General features: G+C 35.5%; 18 protein-coding genes and 1 riboswitch. Of the genes, 2 read left to right on the top strand and 16 right to left on the bottom strand.

Annotated elements, in window-relative coordinates:
* Positions 1 to 53: 53 nt before the first annotated feature.
* From purN to purD, 10 genes are all read right to left on the bottom strand, one after another.
* Positions 54 to 653, bottom strand: a complete 600-nt coding sequence (gene purN / locus I0Q91_RS07175; RefSeq protein WP_270453758.1) for a phosphoribosylglycinamide formyltransferase — start codon at positions 651 to 653, stop codon at positions 54 to 56.
* 17 nt (positions 654 to 670) lie between these two features.
* Entirely contained in the window at positions 671 to 1,702 is a 1,032-nt protein-coding gene (gene purM, locus I0Q91_RS07180) for a phosphoribosylformylglycinamidine cyclo-ligase (RefSeq protein ID WP_270453759.1), read from the bottom strand.
* Entirely contained in the window at positions 1,702 to 3,117 is a 1,416-nt protein-coding gene (gene purF / locus I0Q91_RS07185; RefSeq protein ID WP_270453760.1) for an amidophosphoribosyltransferase, read from the bottom strand. Before purF ends, purM begins: the two co-directional genes overlap by 1 nt.
* Positions 3,081 to 5,303, bottom strand: coding sequence for a phosphoribosylformylglycinamidine synthase subunit PurL (gene purL / locus I0Q91_RS07190; RefSeq protein ID WP_270453761.1), 2,223 nt, complete (start codon positions 5,301 to 5,303; stop codon positions 3,081 to 3,083). Before purL ends, purF begins: the two co-directional genes overlap by 37 nt.
* Positions 5,303 to 5,986, bottom strand: a complete 684-nt coding sequence (purQ, locus tag I0Q91_RS07195; RefSeq protein WP_270453762.1) for a phosphoribosylformylglycinamidine synthase subunit PurQ — start codon at positions 5,984 to 5,986, stop codon at positions 5,303 to 5,305. Before purQ ends, purL begins: the two co-directional genes overlap by 1 nt.
* Positions 5,987 to 6,244, bottom strand: a complete 258-nt coding sequence (gene purS, locus I0Q91_RS07200; RefSeq protein ID WP_270453763.1) for a phosphoribosylformylglycinamidine synthase subunit PurS — start codon at positions 6,242 to 6,244, stop codon at positions 5,987 to 5,989.
* Positions 6,244 to 6,963, bottom strand: coding sequence for a phosphoribosylaminoimidazolesuccinocarboxamide synthase (purC, locus tag I0Q91_RS07205; protein ID WP_270453764.1), 720 nt, complete (start codon positions 6,961 to 6,963; stop codon positions 6,244 to 6,246). The genes purS and purC overlap by 1 nt, the downstream gene beginning before the upstream one ends.
* Before the next feature lie 62 nt (positions 6,964 to 7,025).
* The gene (gene purE / locus I0Q91_RS07210; protein WP_270453765.1) at positions 7,026 to 7,556 is read right to left on the bottom strand and encodes a 5-(carboxyamino)imidazole ribonucleotide mutase; all 531 of its coding nucleotides are present in this window, start codon (positions 7,554 to 7,556) and stop codon (positions 7,026 to 7,028) included.
* A gap of 5 nt (positions 7,557 to 7,561) precedes the next feature.
* Entirely contained in the window at positions 7,562 to 8,722 is a 1,161-nt protein-coding gene (locus I0Q91_RS07215) for a 5-(carboxyamino)imidazole ribonucleotide synthase (RefSeq protein WP_270453766.1), read from the bottom strand.
* Between the two features lie 35 nt (positions 8,723 to 8,757).
* The gene (gene purD, locus I0Q91_RS07220; protein WP_270453767.1) at positions 8,758 to 10,023 is read right to left on the bottom strand and encodes a phosphoribosylamine--glycine ligase; all 1,266 of its coding nucleotides are present in this window, start codon (positions 10,021 to 10,023) and stop codon (positions 8,758 to 8,760) included.
* Positions 10,024 to 10,233: 210 nt separating this feature from the next.
* A riboswitch (purine riboswitch) is annotated at positions 10,234 to 10,335 on the bottom strand.
* 155 nt (positions 10,336 to 10,490) lie between these two features.
* On the opposite strand from purD, the gene I0Q91_RS07225 reads away from it, so the two are divergent.
* Positions 10,491 to 11,366 carry a DegV family protein gene (locus I0Q91_RS07225; RefSeq protein ID WP_270453768.1) on the top strand — a complete coding sequence of 292 codons (876 nt, stop codon included), beginning with the start codon at positions 10,491 to 10,493 and terminating at the stop codon, positions 11,364 to 11,366.
* A 3-nt stretch (positions 11,367 to 11,369) separates the two neighbouring features.
* Here I0Q91_RS07225 and I0Q91_RS07230 read toward each other — a convergent pair whose 3' ends face one another.
* Both I0Q91_RS07230 and I0Q91_RS07235 read right to left on the bottom strand, forming a co-directional pair.
* Entirely contained in the window at positions 11,370 to 12,356 is a 987-nt protein-coding gene (locus I0Q91_RS07230; RefSeq protein WP_270453770.1) for a tetratricopeptide repeat protein, read from the bottom strand.
* 79 nt (positions 12,357 to 12,435) lie between these two features.
* On the bottom strand, positions 12,436 to 13,365 hold the full coding sequence (locus tag I0Q91_RS07235; protein WP_270453771.1) for an alpha/beta hydrolase: 930 nt from the start codon (positions 13,363 to 13,365) through the stop codon (positions 12,436 to 12,438).
* A 309-nt stretch (positions 13,366 to 13,674) separates the two neighbouring features.
* Between I0Q91_RS07235 and I0Q91_RS07240 the strand changes: the two genes are divergently transcribed.
* Positions 13,675 to 14,670, top strand: a complete 996-nt coding sequence (locus I0Q91_RS07240) for a tripartite tricarboxylate transporter substrate binding protein (RefSeq protein ID WP_270453772.1) — start codon at positions 13,675 to 13,677, stop codon at positions 14,668 to 14,670.
* A gap of 68 nt (positions 14,671 to 14,738) precedes the next feature.
* On the opposite strand, the gene I0Q91_RS07245 is transcribed toward I0Q91_RS07240, so the two are convergent.
* The 4 genes from I0Q91_RS07245 to I0Q91_RS07260 are packed head-to-tail and all read right to left on the bottom strand — an operon-like array spanning position 14,739 to position 17,647.
* On the bottom strand, positions 14,739 to 15,476 hold the full coding sequence (locus I0Q91_RS07245) for a basic amino acid ABC transporter substrate-binding protein (protein WP_270453773.1): 738 nt from the start codon (positions 15,474 to 15,476) through the stop codon (positions 14,739 to 14,741).
* 54 nt (positions 15,477 to 15,530) lie between these two features.
* Positions 15,531 to 16,211, bottom strand: a complete 681-nt coding sequence (locus tag I0Q91_RS07250; RefSeq protein ID WP_270453774.1) for an amino acid ABC transporter permease — start codon at positions 16,209 to 16,211, stop codon at positions 15,531 to 15,533.
* 3 nt (positions 16,212 to 16,214) lie between these two features.
* Positions 16,215 to 16,973 (bottom strand): amino acid ABC transporter ATP-binding protein, encoded by a 759-nt coding sequence (locus tag I0Q91_RS07255; protein WP_270453775.1) that lies wholly within the window; start codon positions 16,971 to 16,973, stop codon positions 16,215 to 16,217.
* Positions 16,973 to 17,647, bottom strand: a complete 675-nt coding sequence (locus tag I0Q91_RS07260) for an amino acid ABC transporter permease (RefSeq protein ID WP_270453776.1) — start codon at positions 17,645 to 17,647, stop codon at positions 16,973 to 16,975. Before I0Q91_RS07260 ends, I0Q91_RS07255 begins: the two co-directional genes overlap by 1 nt.
* Between the last annotated feature and the right edge of the window lie 49 nt (positions 17,648 to 17,696).

Genomic DNA, 17,696 nt, shown 5'->3' on the forward strand with positions numbered 1-17,696 from the left:
CATAGATAATATATTAATAAATTATCAAGGAGAACTAGTTTCTTATTAACTTTCTATTTTCTTATGACTTTTCTATCTTCAATTATTATTTTATTATTGACAATATCTCTTATAACCTCTGGATAAATCCGATGTTCCTCCTTTAATATTTTCTTTGATAAATCCTCTGCTGAATCACTATCATCAACCTTAACCACAGCCTGTTCAATAATCGGCCCTGTATCAACCCCGGCATCTACAAAATGAACTGTACATCCAGAATATTTTACTCCATAATCAATGGCCTGTTTCTGGGCATTAAGCCCTTTAAATGCCGGTAATAATGAAGGATGAATGTTAATTATTTTATTTTTATACTGATTGATTAAGGTTGGAGTGAGAATCCTCATAAAACCAGCCAGAACTATTAAATCTATCTTATATTCCTTTAATAATTCAATCAGATCTTTTTCATACTCTCTTTTGGTATTAAATTTATCTGGATCAATAAATATATTCTCTATCCTGGCAGCTTCTGCTCTTTTTAAGGCTACAGCATTTTTATTATCTGAGATTACCAGCTTGATTTCAGCAGGAATAAATCCACTGGCAGAAGCATCAATTAATGCCTGTAAATTTGAACCTCTGCCAGAGGCAAATACTGCTATTTTCATAAATTTCACCTGCCTGTCTAAATAAATTCTAAAGAACTATCTTCATCTTCAATAACTTCTCCGATTAAATAATATTCTTCGTTTAGTTCATCCAACTGATTAGTAATTTTATCCTCATCAGCTGGATCAACTACCAGAATAAAACCTAATCCCATATTAAATGTTCTATACATTTCAGCTTCAGCTATTGAACCGGCTTCCTGAATAATCTTAAATATCTCAGGTTGCTGCCAGCTCCCTTTTTTTATTCTGGCTTTCAAGTCTTCTGGAAGAATTCTAGGTAAGTTTTCCAGGATGCCTCCGCCGGTTATATGGGCCATCCCTTTAATATTAAACTTATCTAGTAAATTTAAGACCGGCCTCACATAAATTTTTGTCGGTTTTAATAATTCAAAACCTAATTCCTGATTAAGACCAGTTAAATTTTCTCTATAGGAATAGCCTGCAATATCAAAAAGAGCTTTTCTGGCCAGAGTAAATCCATTACTGTGAACTCCACTGGAAGCAAGGCCTATTAATTTATCTCCAGACTCTATATGTTCACCGGTTATTAACTTATCCTGATCAGTAAGCCCCACAGCAAAACCGGCTAAATCATATTCTCCAGGATTATAAAAGCCTGCCATTTCAGCAGTTTCTCCACCTAATAAAGCAGCACCGGCTTCTCTACAACCGGCTGCTACCCCCTTTACAATCTCTGCAATCTTTTCAGGATCAATTTCTCCAGTCGCCAAATAATCAAGGAAAAATAAGGGTCTTGCTCCCTGAACTAAAATATCATTAACTGACATAGCCACTAAATCAATACCAATAGTATCATGAATATCAAGTTCGAATGCCAGTTTAAGTTTTGTGCCAACCCCATCGGTCCCTGAAACTAGAACTGGTTCTTTAAAGGCTCCAAGCTCTGGTTTAAATAATCCTCCAAAACCACCTGGGTTATTAATTACCTCAGGGGTAAATGTTGATTCCACCTCATTTTTCATTAATTCAACTGCCCTATTGCCGGCATCTATATCAACACCAGAATCTTTATAGGAAATACCCATTATCTTTCCTCCTCTTTAGAGAAATAATCGATATTCGAGTAGTCACCATCAAAACAGGCAGTACAGAAATCAATCTCAGGATCATTTTTAATAGCATTACATAAACCTTTCTGGCTTAAATAATGAAGACTATCTGCTCCAATTATTTCACATATCTCATTAACAGAATTCTGACTTGCAATCAGCTCCTGTCTTCTTGAAGTATCAAGGCCAAAATAACATGGATATGAAACCGGCGGTGAAGATATCACCAGATGGACTTCAGCTGCCCCGGCTTCCTTAATTCTTGCAATTATCTGCTTGCTGGTTGTTCCTCTTACTATAGAGTCATCAACTAGAATCACTCTTTTACCCTGGATGATTTCTTTTATAGGAGCTAATTTTAAACGGACCTTTAAATCCCTGATCTGTTGAGTTGGTTGAATAAAAGTTCTGCCCATATACCGATTCTTTAAAATACCTCTTACATAATCAATTCCTGACTTTTCAGAGAATCCTAAAGCTGCTGCAATTCCTGAATCAGGTACTGGAACTACTATATCTGCCTCAATATCAACCTCTTCTGCCAGTTTTTGTCCCATCTCTTTTCTGGCAAGCAGAACATTCTGGCCAGATATATTGCTATCCGGCCTGGCAAAATAAATATATTCAAAGAGGCAGAGACTGGTACCATTATGACCACTATATTTTCTGCTCTTTAGGCCATCCTGATTAATAACTATAACCTCTCCAGGTTCAACATCTCTGATATATTCTGCCCCAATGATATCAAAGGCACAGGTTTCAGAAGCAATCACATAGCTATTATTTAACTTTCCAATCGATAGAGGTCTAAAACCTTTAGGATCTCTGATAGCTATTAGACTATCATCAGTCATTCCCACAATGCTGAAAGCTCCTTTAATCTGATGGAGACTCTGAATTAAAGCTTCAACAATATCATCCTCAAAGGCCCTGGCAACTAGATGGGCAATCACTTCAGTATCCAGGGTTGAATGAAAGATTGAACCATTCCGCTCAAGATTCTCTCTCAACTCAGGACCATTGGTTAAATTACCATTATGGGCAAGGGCTAGACTGCCCTTAATGCTATTGACTAAAAGGGGTTGGGCATTGACCAGCTTACTTGAACCGCTGGTTGAATACCGGACATGACCAATAGCCATCTCCCCTTTCAACCTGGTTATCTCTGCTTCATCAAATACATTCTCAACCAGACCCATCCCCTTATGAATATTTATATCACCACCATTATTAACTGTAATTCCTGCACTTTCCTGGCCTCGATGCTGCAGAGAAATCAGACCGAGATAAGTCAGATCAGAAGCATTATCTTCTCCATCTAAATTATAAATTCCAAAGACACCGCATTCTTCAATCATTTTATCAACTTCGATGGAATTGCTTCTTCCCATTTAATTTTCATCTCCTTAATATCAATATCAATTAAATTATTTATTTTTAATCTCTCACCTTTAACCTCACCAATCACCTGATATTCAACATTCTCTGCAATAATTTCTTCAACTCTTTCCAGATCATTTCTGGCTATACTAATAACTATTCTACTCTGGGATTCTGAAAAGAGAAGTTCTTCAGCTCTCAATTTAGTATCTATTCTAATGTCTGCACCTTTAAGATTACCGACACTGCTCTCAAATAATGTAACTGCCAGACCACCATCTGAACAGTCATGGGCAGATTTAACAAGACCTGCTTTAATAAGACTTAAACAGACTTCCTGAATTTTTTGCTCTTTTTCTAAATCCAATTCAGGAATCTCTCCACTGACAAGATCATGGATAGATTCAAGATACTGACTGCCACCGAGTTCAGGACCTGTCTTGCCTAATAATAAGATTAGATCACCTTCGTCTTTAAAAAACTGATCCGTTGCATATTCAATTTTATCTAAAAGCCCCACCATTCCAATAATCGGTGTAGGATAAACTGCTCCAGCTGGACTCTCATTATAAAAGCTAACATTGCCGCCGGTAACAGGTGTATTTAAAAATTCGCAGGCCTTTGAAATCCCTTGAATTGCCTTTTCAAATTGCCAGAATATTTCAGGGTTCATAGGATTACCGAAATTTAAACCATCAGTTATTGCCAGTGGCCTTCCTCCTGAGCAGACAATATTTCTGGCTGCCTCAGCAACAGCTATCTCCCCGCCTCTTTCAGGGTCTAAATAACAATATCTGGAGTTGCAATCTGTAGTTATAGCAATCCCTTTATCTTTATCCTTAACCCTTAAAACAGCTGCGTCTGAACCAGGTAAAACTACTGTATTGGTCTGAACCATGTGATCATATTGCTCATAAATATATGATTTACTGGCTATATTTTCAGAAGTAATTACTGTTTCTAAAATATTATTATAATCTAAATCTTTCTGACCAGTTGAACTATTTTCCGTTTTACTAATTAAACTATCTATATTAAAACTCTTTAACTGCTTATAATAATCAGGTTCTATGCTCTCCCTTATATACTCAGGGGCATCATCTGCCAGGATTCTAGCCGGTACTTCTGCAACTTTCTCTCCTTTATCTAAAACTCTAATCTTGCCATCATCTGTAACCTGACCAATAACTGCAGCATTTAAATCCCATTTAGAGAATATCTCTTCAACAAGTTCTTCTTTACCTGATTCAGGGATAACTAGCATTCTTTCCTGTGATTCTGACAGAAGAACCTCATATGGAGTCATACCTTCCTCTCTTTTAGGTACTAAATCTATATCCAGCTCTATGCCAGTCTTGCCTCTACTGGCCATCTCTGAAGCTGAGCTGATTAAACCAGCAGCCCCCATATCCTGAATACCAACCAGGCAGCCAGTTTTTATCAATTCCAGACTGGCTTCCAGCAGTAATTTTTCCATAAATGGGTCGCCAACCTGAACAGCTGGCCTATCTTCTTCAGATTCATCAGTCAATTCATCTGAGGCAAAACTGGCTCCCTGAATTCCGTCTCTACCAGTTGCTGCTCCAACAACCATAACAGGATTGCCAATCCCACTGGCAGTTGCAGTCGAAATATCTTCATGATCCATAATCCCGACACACATGGCATTAACCAGGGGATTGCCCTGATAGCTTTCTGAAAAATAAGTTTCTCCACCAACTGTTGGCACCCCAATACTATTGCCATAACCTGCAATTCCTGCCACAACTTCTTCAAATAAGTACTTTACATGCTCATCATCCAGATAGCCAAACCTTAATGAATCCAGCAGAGCAATCGGCCTTGCTCCCATAGTAAAGATATCTCTAATAATTCCACCGACACCAGTAGCTGCTCCCTGATATGGCTCTATTGCCGATGGATGGTTATGGCTTTCTATTTTAAATGATAAGGCCTGACCATCACCAATATCTATAATTCCAGCATTCTCGCCTGGACCCTGTAAAACAACTTCGCCTTCAGTCGGAAAGTTTCTTAAAACAGCTTTAGAATTTTTATAGCTGCAGTGTTCTGACCACATAACACCAAACATTCCTAGTTCAGTATAATTAGGTTCCCTATCTAATAAATCAACAATCATATTATATTCTGATTCAGTTAATCCCTCTAATTCCCAGGGTTTATTTGTCTGATTCATTAATTAACACCTTCTTTTAAATAACTGATTAAAGACTCAAAAATCTTTTTGCCATCACTGCTTCCAAGTATCTCTTCAGAGGCTCTTTCAGGATGGGGCATTAAACCAAATACATTTCTTTTCTTATTGCAGATTCCTGCAATATTATCTATTGAACCATTCGGGTTTTCAGAGTCATCCAGATATTTCAATACAATCTGGTTATTGGCCTTTAACTCCTTTAAACCGGCATCATCGATATAAAAATTTCCTTCCTGATGGGCAACTGGTATATCTAAGATCTGATTAATTTCCAACTTTCTGGTAAATGGAGTCCTATCATTTTCAACCTGAAGTTTTACATGTTTACAGACAAACTTTAAATTATCATTGACTTTCATAGCTCCAGGAAGAAGTCCTGCTTCCATTAAGATCTGAAAGCCATTACAGATTCCTAAAACAGTTCCACCATTATTTGCAAATTCTATGACTGAATCCATAACCGGTGAAAACCGGGCAATTGCTCCAGAACGGAGATAATCTCCATAGGAAAAGCCACCAGGTAATAAAATTGCATCATAATTATTCTTAAATTTCTCTTTATGCCAGATCATATCAATCTCTATCTCAAATATATCTTCAATCACATACCTAAGATCCTGATCACAGTTGGAACCTGGAAATGTTACAATTCCAAAGCGCATTTATGCCATCTCCTCTATGCTGTATCTATAATCTTCAATAACTGGATTGGCCAGCAACCGCTGACACATCTCATCAACCTGTTTATCAACCTGCTCTTTGTCTTCTAGATCAGATATTTTAAGTTCCATATATTTTCCGACATTTAATTCACTGACATTGTCATAACCTAAAGCATTTAACCCTGCCTGGACTGCCTGTCCCTGAGGATCTAGAATACTCTCCTTTAATTGAATATTAATCTTAACTAACCATTCCATTATAATTCCCCTCTTCCTGTAATTCTTTTTAGCATCTCCTGATAAGCCTCTTCAACATCTCCTAAATCCCTTCTGAACCTATCTTTATCCAGTTTTTCTCTGGTATTACTATCCCAGAACCTGCAGGTATCTGGAGAGATTTCATCGGCAAGGATTATCTCACCATCATCCAAATACCCAAATTCCAGCTTGAAATCAACTAAATCTATTACTCTCTCTCTTAAAAATTCTTTTAAAATCTTATTAATCTTAAAAGTCATTTTATTAATTTCTTCCAGGTCAGTCTCTGTAGCCAGTTTCAGTACTTCAATATGAGAATTATTAATTAGAGGATCTCCTAGATCATCATCTTTATAATAATATTCAAGAACAGGCTTATCTAAAACTTCCCCCTCTTTAATGCCCAGTCGTTTACTTAAACTCCCGGCAACAATATTTCTCATTACAACTTCTACAGGAATAATTCCAACTTTTTTAACAAGAACTTCATTTGCACTGAGCTCTTTTATTAAATGGGTCTTTATCCCGTTATCTTCTAATAATTTAAAAAAGAAATTACTAATCTTATTATTAATCTTTCCTTTTCCTGTAATCTGATCTTTTTTCTGACCATCAAAGGCAGTGGCATCATCTTTAAAATGAACAATAACCTGATCATTCGCACTGGTAGAATAGATCTGCTTGGCCTTGCCTTCATAGATCATTTCTCTTTTTTCCATCTCTAGAAACCTCCATTTTTAAGCTTTGAGAGCATAAACTGACTATACAAATTCATCTTGATCTACTCTGCAAATTTTTCATTCTTTTCAAGGTATTCCTGATAGCCTTTACTTTCCAAATCTGCTGCCGTATCTAAAACCTTATCCTTCATACTTTCTCTAAAGGCTTTCTGTCTATCATTTAACTTCTGGTCATTAATAGCTAAAATTTGAACTGCCAGTAACGCAGCATTTTTAGCTCCATTAATTGCCACAGTTGCAACCGGCACCCCTGGTGGCATCTGAACTATTGAATAAAGTGAATCAAGGCCACTTAACTTTGATGTCTTTACTGGAACTCCAATAACCGGTAAGGTTGTTATGGCAGCTATCATCCCTGGCAGATGGGCTGCTCCTCCAGCTCCTGCAATAATAACATCTAAACCCTTATCTTCTGCAGTCTCAGCATATTTATATAATCTCTCTGGTGTTCGATGGGCTGAAACAACTGTCAATTCATAATCTAATTCAAATTGATCTAATAACTCTGCTGCCTCTTTCATTACTGGCAGATCAGAATCGCTACCCATAATTATTCCAACTTTTGATTTCATTAAATCTAACCTCCTCTGATTTCTATTAACTGACTGGCCTTTAATGCCTGTTCAGCTGCAATTTTTAAAGCATTTGCTGTCACAGTTAGATGGCCCATTTTGCGGCCAGGTCTTGAGATAGTCTTTTGATAAATATGAACTTTCACCCCTTTAATTTCCAGGGCAGATTCAAGCCCAATGATTTCAGCTTCACCTTCATTTCCACTCCCTAAAATATTGCGCATAACAACAGGCCTCAGCAGACCTGTATCACCAAGTGGTAGAGAAGTAATTGCCCTAATATGCTGTTCAAACTGAGAAGTTACACAGCCCTCGATTGTATAATGGCCTGAATTATGAGGCCTGGGAGCTATTTCATTTATTAAAAGTCGGTCATTTTCTGTCAAAAACATTTCCACACAGAAGATTCCTATTCCAGCAAAGACCTCTAATACCTCTTTAGCCAGAGATTCGGCCTTATTTTTCAGTTCAGCAGAAATTTCAGCTGGAACCTTTGTTTCAAAAAGGATATTATCCTGATGATCGTTTTCTCCAATTGGATATACTCTCATCTCTCCTTTTAGATCCCTGGCTGCAATTATAGAAATTTCTTTTTTAAAGGGAATATATCTTTCAACCATCAATGGATTTTTCTCACCGGCTAATTTATGAAAGGCTTTTTCTACTTCAGTCTCATTTTTAATAACTAGATTTCCCTTGCCGTCATAACCACCTGTACAACTCTTTAGCATTAATGGATAGCCAAAATCATCACCAGTTTTATAAATATCTTCAATGACTTCAGCTTTAATAAAATCAGGCACAGCTATCTGATTCTGTTTTAATAAAGTTTTCTGATGATATTTATTCTGAATTATTTCCAGACTTCTTGCTGTTGGATAAACCTTATAATCTTCAGCTTCTAATTCTTTTAAAACCTCAGCATCTATATGTTCAAATTCATAGGTTATTAAATCAGATTTATCTGCCAGCTCTCTAATTGCTTTGCTGTCATCAAAGTCAGCCACTATATGCTGATCAGCAATACTGGATGCCGGACAGGATTTTGTCGGATCCAGAATAGTTACATAGAAGCCAAGTTTTTTAGCCTCTAAAATCATCATCTTTCCTAGCTGACCACCACCGATAATTCCGATTTTCTGCCTGGTTTTATCGATATAATTCAAGTAAAAACCTCCTTGTTTAAAAGATCTAAATTAATTTATAATGCTTTATGTCCTATATCATTTCTAATATGATAATTTTCAAAATTAATTTTTTCTACACCGGTATAAGCCTTATCTATTACTTCCTTAAAACTATTCCCTAGAGCAGTAACTGCCAGAACCCGGCCCCCATTAGTCAGTAATCCATCCTTTTCTAATCTGGTGCCTGCCTGGAAAACTATCATATCTTCAATCTTTTCCGCTTCTTTAATTCCTGTGATTTCTAATCCCTTTTTATATTTAACTGGATAGCCACCTGAAGCCATTACAACACAGAGAGTCTTTCTATCCTTCCATTTGATTTCGATTTGATCGAGTTTTTGATTTAAAACTGCCTCCATAATATCTATTAAATCGGTTTCTAAGAGAGGGAGAATTACCTGGGCTTCAGGATCTCCAAATCGGGCATTATACTCAAGAACTTTAGCCTCGTCACCATTTATCATTAATCCAAAATAGATGATCCCTTTAAAACCTATACCTTCAGTATTTAATGCCGCCAGGGTAGGCTCTATTATTCTTTCTTTAATTTTTAATTCGATATCCTGATCAACAATTGGTGCAGGAGCATAAGCCCCCATCCCTCCTGTATTCGGGCCTTCCCCTCCATTATAAGCTGCTTTATGATCCTGGGCTGCTGGCATGGTTTTTATGGATCTGCCATCGCAGAAAGCTAAAATCGTAGCCTCTTCACCTTCTAAATAATCTTCAATAATTATTTTAGATCCAGCATCTCCAAATTTTTTATCTAACATTATTTCTTCAACAGCTGCCAGTGCTTCCTTTTCGCTCTGGGCTACAGTAACGCCCTTGCCTGCTGCCAGGCCATCAGCCTTAACAACCAGGGGCGGAGTTTTTGATTTAATATATTCAATTGCCCTATCTGGATCATTAAAACTTTCATATTCTGCTGTTGGTATCTTATATTTTTCTAATAGATTTTTTGAAAATATTTTGCTACTTTCCAATTGAGCTGCTTTTTTATTCGGTCCAAAAACCTTTAATCCATCTTCCTTAAATAAATCAACTATTCCTTCTGCCAGCGGTGTTTCTGGGCCTACTACAGTTAAATCCAACCTCTCCTTTAATGCAAATTCATTTAATGCCAGTAAATTATTAGATTCAATTTTTAGATTAGTACCGTACTCTGCTGTACCAGCATTCCCTGGCGCTATAAATAATTCATCAACTCTACTACTTTGCGATAATTTCCAGGCCAGTGCTGATTCTCTGCCTCCACTGCCAATAAGAAGAATTTTCAATATATCACCCCTGTTATGATTTACCCCATTAACAAATAAAAATAGCCCAGGTCAGGAAAGCTCTACAATTATGAGTAGAACCTCCCCGCCTGGGCTTTTATCCCTTCGGTGTAATATAATATATATCTGTACCGCTTGGACCAGCCATAGATAGACATACTTATCCTATATTCTATAGGCATACTTATCATGTATTCTATATATGCGGAAACCTAGGTACACTTCCCCCATAGTCAGACCGTTTACGGCAGCCTGGTAGAGACTTGTGAGCCATATTCTCACCGTTATATGAGGTACAAATTTTATTCAATTTTATACTTACATCTTAACAGATGGATTTTATTAAGTCAAGAAGTTCATATTATTATTTCTAACTTGAAGGAAAAAATAGAGTTTTGTTGAATTAATGATTAACAGAACATTTAATAATTTCAGGATAGGTTGAAATAATAAGGAGGTATACACCAATGAGTATTGGAATACTAACTGATAGTACAGCTGATTTACCTGATGAATTATACAAAAAATTTGATATTGGAGTTATTCCACTAACAGTAAACTTTGGAGATGACACCTTTATTGATGGCGTTGAAATAACATCAGAAGAATTTTTTCAAAAATTAGATCAATATAATGAGCAACCAACTACATCCATGCCATCTGTCGGTAACTTTATAGAAAAATATAAAGAGTTAAATAAAAAATACGACAGGATTATCTCCATTCATTTATCAGGAAACTTAAGTGGCACCTTAAATTCTGCAAAATTGGCTGCTAGAGAATGTTCAGATATTGATATCTATCCAATTGACTCAAAGTCAATCTCTTTAGGACTTGGATTTCAGGTTCTATATGCAGCCAGATTAATTAAAGCAGGCAAAAACATTTCAGAGATTAAAGATAAACTTGCTAAAGCAAAGGATAACCTACTTCTCTATTTTACAGTTAATGATTTAACTTATATGAAAGAAGGGGGCAGAATAGGGAAAGCCCAGGCCTTTTTAGGAAGTATATTAAATATAAACCCGGTAATATCTATCAGCACTGAGACCGGTGAGGTTGAACCTCTGGATAAAGTCAGGGGCAAAAAGAGAACTTTTAGAAAAATGCTTGAAATAGCAGAAAGCAGGATTTCTGGAAAGGATAAAGTCTGGATCGGCTTTGCCCATGGAGATAGAAAAGAAGATATGCTTAAATTTAAAAATAAATTAATAGATAAGCTTGATTCAAGTTATAATATAGATAAAGAGGTATATGAGACAAGAATAAGCCCAACACTTGGAAGCCATGTCGGGCCATCTGTCTACGCAGGTTTTATAATGACTGATATTGAGTTAAATTAGATATTATTTATTATCCTGCGTAGAGATTATTCTGCCTCTAATATTGACATTTTTTTGATCATTAATCCAGCCTGTCAAACTTCTTAGGCGATATCTATCAGATAAATCTCTATCTCCTAATTCAATGCCAAATCTAAAAGATTTGGTACTGTCATGATATCTTGAGCCAGTAAAATTTATACCTAAATCTTCTAAAGGGTAATAAAGTTCAATCTGCTGAGAAAAATCTAAAAAACTTTCATTTTCGTAAAATCTACTTTTATTTCTTAAAAGCAAGGTGATTCTTTCAAAATTATGGATATATTCAATATCTAAATCCCTATAAAAACTAGTATCTTCAACCCAGGGATCTATAAAACTATATCTAATTCCTGCTCGCCGATTATAGTTAATATCATAAGTCAAATAACTGCTTATGCTAAATTCATATAAACTATCAAAACCACTTATATTTGAAGCAAAACTCAACTCAAGATCAGGAGGTGTTACAGGATCAGTGAAATAAATACTGGTATTAAGATTTAAAGCTGGCTTTCGGTTATCATAAGAAGGTCCAAAGGCTATATCCATTAAGACTCCATCCTGAATCGGGTTTTCAACTCCTAAAAGTATAGATTTAAATAGATTATTATCATACCCGATGCTAAAATCCAAAAACCTTTCTATGTTTTGCCTGCTGGCAGATTTCCATAATTCTACTCTATCAAGATGCTCTTTAAAATCCTGTCTTTCTGGATATTTTTTTATTAAATCTTCAAGAATCATGATAGCTTCTGAATAATCTCCCTGCCAGCTAATCAGTAAAGCTTTATAAAAAATATGGTCTGGATACCCTGTTAGATCATCCTGTTCAAGTTTCTCAAGGGCTAAATCATATTCTTCATCTGATATTAATTCCTGAATAACCTCTAAATCAACAATATTATTTGCTTCTACCTGCACTGAAATAATTAATAAAACCAGTAACATAATTATAATTTTTGTTTTCATTAAACATACCGCCTCCTAAAACTAATATAAGTCAGGATTGACTACAAAAATTTAAAAAATCAAAACAGAATATAGCATTTTAATTATTAATAAAATCTAAAACCTTATCTTTATATTTATCATCATAATCAAAATATATTTCTGCATGTTGACTATTACTTACAGTAAGTTTTGATTTAAAATCATGTTTAATTCCATCATAAATCTCTTCTGCCATAAAAAATGGAGTTATCTCATCACTTTTACTATGAATTATAAATACTGGAACTTCAGAATTCTTTAACTGACTGGATAGTTCTGCATCCTGATAGAAAAATCCTAGTTTATATCTGGTATATAAATTACCTGCCAGTAACATATAATCAGGTGGGTAGAAAGTATCTACCTTTTCTAAATGCTGACTTATTGGAAATTGCATTTCGCTTAATGCAGAATCTAATATTGCATAATTAATATGTTCATTTCCATGTTCAGTACTAATATATAAACCAGCAGTCAGCCCACCAAATGATATTCCCCAGAGACCAATATCATATGAAAAATCATCTTCAATATAATTTACATAATCTTTAAGATCATATTTTTCTAAAACTCCATATGTATTATTAGCTGCCATATTCTCACCTGAGCTTCTTTGATCATAAGTAAGAACATCTATCCCTGCTTCTAAAAAAAATTCTGCATAGGGATAGACAGACCTCCTATTGCCCCCTGAGCCATGGACCATAATTACTAACTGATTGGATGATTCTCCAGAAAGAATCAACTCTCCAGGTATTTTATGGTCAGCTTTAGATGATTCGATTTCCAGGTCATTTATTTGATATCTGCTAATAAATTTCTCTAAATTAAACTGCTCCATACTCTTTAACTCATTAGTGATATTTTTAAGGCTGGTCCGCTTGTTATCAGTAAACTGCATTGAACCATCATATACGAACCTGCCTGTGAAAAATATATTGATAATTATAAGAGCCATAATAATAACTGCAATTATAATTTTTTTCATTATAAAACCACCTTTAATTCTTTAACTTTAATTGTATTATAGATTTTTCAAAAATCAAAATTTATTAATCATTAAATCAGAAAAAGTATAAATAAATTTAATTTTATGAATTGTTATATTTTAGCGCTTTAACTTGACAAATTATTTTTGTTATGCTAAATTATTAAACATTATAAGCCCATATATAAGGAGGTGACAGGGAGTTAACTAAGATTTTTAACCTTTTTATTAGTAGAGATAATGAGTATTCTAGTAGCCGAGCAGAGTAACTATCAAAACAAAATATTTAAACCAAGGAGAGAGTAGATAATGAGTAAAAATACAAGGTATCTAATCATAATTCTAGTATTTTCATTAGTTTTTTCATTTAATAATATTCAGGCAGAGGAACCATGGTCAGCAGTTGAGGGAGAAAGTTTTGATTTAATTGTTGGTTTTGATTCTGGAGGTTCACATGATTTATCAGCCCGTTATTTAGCTGAAGCTTTATCAGATTTAAATATCGATATCAACATAGTTAATATGCCTGGTGGTATAGGAACTGAGGCTGGCTATCATGTTGCTTCACAGGATCCAGATTCAAATATTTTATTCTGGGGTCATCCACCAGCTGTAGTTTTTGATCCAGCAACAGAAAATGTTGGCTATGAATATAGCGATTTTGATCCAGTCGGAGCCATTGGTAGCCCTACATTTGTCATTGCATCAAGAGATGGAGCTCCATATGAAACTCTGGATGAACTAATTGAGTATATGGAAGAAAATCCTGGTGAAGTAATTGTTGGTGGCCAGGGTGAAATGCACCTAATGCATTTTGCAATTGAATTTATTTTGCCAATGGACGAACTGGACTATAGATATGTTGCCCTTGCAGGAGGTGCTGATGTTACATTAAACCTTACTGGAGGTCATGTTGATGTTGGCCATATGAGTCTATCTGCAGCCAGACCATTACATGAAGATGATGACTTAACAGTAATGGTTCATACTTCTTCAGAAACTGAAGAGGTTGATATGATGCCTGATGTTCCCCATGTTTCTGAATATGGAATTGAATTTACTGAACCACATACAATGGCAGCCTGGGCTCCAGCTGGTACAGATCTTGAAACAAGAGAAGCCTTAAATGCTGCATTTGCTGAAGTATTAGAAAATGACGAAGAATTGCAAAGTAATATGAGTGAAATGGGCTTTATTTTAGATCATTATACAATTGAGGAAACTGATGATTATTTTGGCGGTGTATTATATGAGGAAATCCTTCCTCAATACGAGGAATGGCTGGAGAATCAAAGACAACAATAATAATTAATCATGATAAAGAGCTCTGATATAATATCAGAGCTCTTTTAACTCTTTTAAAGAAACTTTCTTTAAAAATGCTTAGCTAATAATTCATCCATTACTCCACTTTCAATTACATCCTGAAGGCCTGCATTTAATTTATCCAATAACTCAGTATTGCCTCTAGCTACTGCTAAACCATATTCTTCGCCAGTAACAAGCTCTGCAATCATCTCTACTGGGTTCTCAGCGGCATATCTTTGAGCTACAGGGGTATCCAGAACAACTGCCTGTACATTTTCATTTATAAGGTCCTGAACTGCCAGCACAAAGGTATCAAAGTGAGTTACATTACCGGTTAAAATACCTGTATCCTGAAGATGTTCTTCAACCCAGAGATCACCAGTTGTACCTGTCTGGACTGCGAGACGATTATCGCCAAATAAAACAGTCACATTATGGCCACTATCTTCTTTAACAAGAACAGCTTGATTTGCAGAATAATATGGGTCTGTAAAATCCACAACCTGTGCCCGCTGTTCTGTTATTGTCATACCGGCTGCAACAATATCAATAGTACCTGCCTGTAAACCAGGAATTAAGGAATCAAAGCTGATATCTGTAATTTCAATATCAAACCCCTGACTTTCCCCGATAGCTCTCATTAAATCGATATCAAAACCAACTACTTCTCCATCCTGAATATACTCAAATGGAGGAAAACCAGCACTTGTTCCAACTACATAGGTTTCAGCCATAACTGTAAATCCAGAAAGAGCCACCAATAAAGCAAGAGCTAACATTACAACAAAGGTCCTTTTTAACATTATTATTACCCCCTTATTAAAATTGACTAAATTAAAATCCACAACTATTTTAGTTTAACCAAAACCTGGAATCTTCAGTTTTTCTTCTATTCTATCGATAATCCAGGTGCTTATCCAGACAATAATTAGATAAATTATTGCAGCAATAAGATAAACTCTGAAAAATTGATAATTACGGCTGGCTATAAATTTGCCCTGAGTCATTAAATCTGGAGCCCCAATAACATATGCCAGTGAAGTATACTTTAAGATATATATAAATTCATTAGTCCAGGCAGGAATTGCCCAGCGAATTGCCTGGGGCAGAACAATAGTAAAAATTGTCTGCCAGCGACTCATTCCCAGCGAATAAGCTGACTTAAATTGATCAGACCCCACTGACTCGATTGAACCTCTAGTATACTCTGCCTGATAGGCTGCACAGTTAATAGTAAACCCAAGATAGGCAACTGTTACTGCTGTCATTCTAATACCATATGGCGGTAGTGCAAAATAAAGAATAAATAGCTGAGCAAGCATTGGAGTTCCTCTAATAATCTCAATATAGGCTGTACAGAGCCAGGCTACTGGTTTTGAGCCAAAACTTCTTCCCAGAGCTAGCAAAACCCCTAATATCGTTCCAAAAAACATAACTACTATTGTCAGGGTAAAGGTAAACCTTAAGCCACTCATTAATCTGCCAAAGTTACTGATAAATATATCTATAATTAAATACTGAGAAAGGAAATCAAGCAATGCCTATTCACCGCCTTTACCATAAAGATCATCTAATTTAAATAAAAACTGCCTGGTCCGTTCGTTTTCAGGACCTTTAAACATATTTTCAGGATGGTTTTGTTCTACAATTTTGCCGCCTTCCATAAAGATAATCTCATCTGATACAGAGCGGGCAAATCCCATCTCATGGGTAACAACTAACATAGTCATACCCTCTTCAGCAAGCTTTTTCATTACATTCAAAACTTCACCAATTAATTCAGGATCTAAAGCTGAGGTTGGTTCATCAAATAGCATTAATTTAGGCTGCATTGCCAGTGCTCTTGCTATTGCAACTCTCTGCTTCTGACCACCAGATAATTGGGCTGGATATGAATCATCAACATCGGTTAAACCAACTCTATCTAATTCAAATCTTGCAAGTTCTTCTGCTTCTTTTTTGGACATATTTTTAACCTTAGTTAACCCAATCATAACATTCTTCTTTGCCGTTAAATGATGAAAGAGCCCAAATCCCTGGAAGACATAGCCAATCTGCTGTCTTATTTCATTGATATTTTTAGCAGAGACTATTTCTGTATCTTCCAACCATATCTCTCCTGAATCTGGCATAATCAATCTATTAATACAATTTAAAACAGTACTTTTCCCGGTACCGCTGGGACCTATAATAACTTTATTTTCACCGGTATTTAATGAGAAAGATATACCATCTAAGACAAGATTATCCCCAAAACTTTTTCTTAAATTCTTAACCTGTACAAGAGGTTTTTTCTCCATTATCTGCTCTCAGCTCCTATCCCAGGTATTTTCAATTTGAATTCAACTAATTTTAATAGTCTCGTTACTCCAAAAGTTAGAATAAAATAGATTGCTGCTATCATTAAAAAGATTGTAAGTGGATCATACTCTACTGCTATAATATACTGGCCCTGCCTTAAAAGCTCTGCTACTCCAATTGCATAGGCAAGTGATGTATCCTTTAAAATTATGGCATATTCATTGGCAAAGGGCGGGATGAAACTCCTGATTGCCTGGGGAAATATTACATAAAAAAAAGTTTTATATTTACCCATTCCAATTGAGTAAGCAGCTGTTATTTGATCTGAGCTGATTGATTTGAATGTACCCCTAAAGATCTGGGCCATATAGGCTGAAGCTCTTATACCAAGACCGAGAACAGCAGCATTAAAAGGCCTGATTCTAAAACCTAGATTGGGAAGGCCATAAAAAACTAATAATAAAAGTACAAGTTCTGGTATACTTCTGACTACTTTGCCATATAGGGCTGTAAACTTTCTTATTAATATATTCCCATAGGTTTCTCCAAAGGCTAGAATTAAGCCTAATATTAAACCAAATATCAATATAAGGACAGTTAACTGTATTGTTATAACAGTACCTCTTAATAAAGCAGGCAAGGAATTAATAATTAATTCTAATCTTCTATCCAAAAATGTCCCCTCCTCTTTTTATAATTATAAAAATGTATATGATATTATT

It is taken from the genome of Halonatronomonas betaini, assembly GCF_015666175.1.
GTDB classification, from domain to species: Bacteria; Bacillota; Halanaerobiia; order Halanaerobiales; family Halarsenatibacteraceae; genus Halonatronomonas; species Halonatronomonas betaini.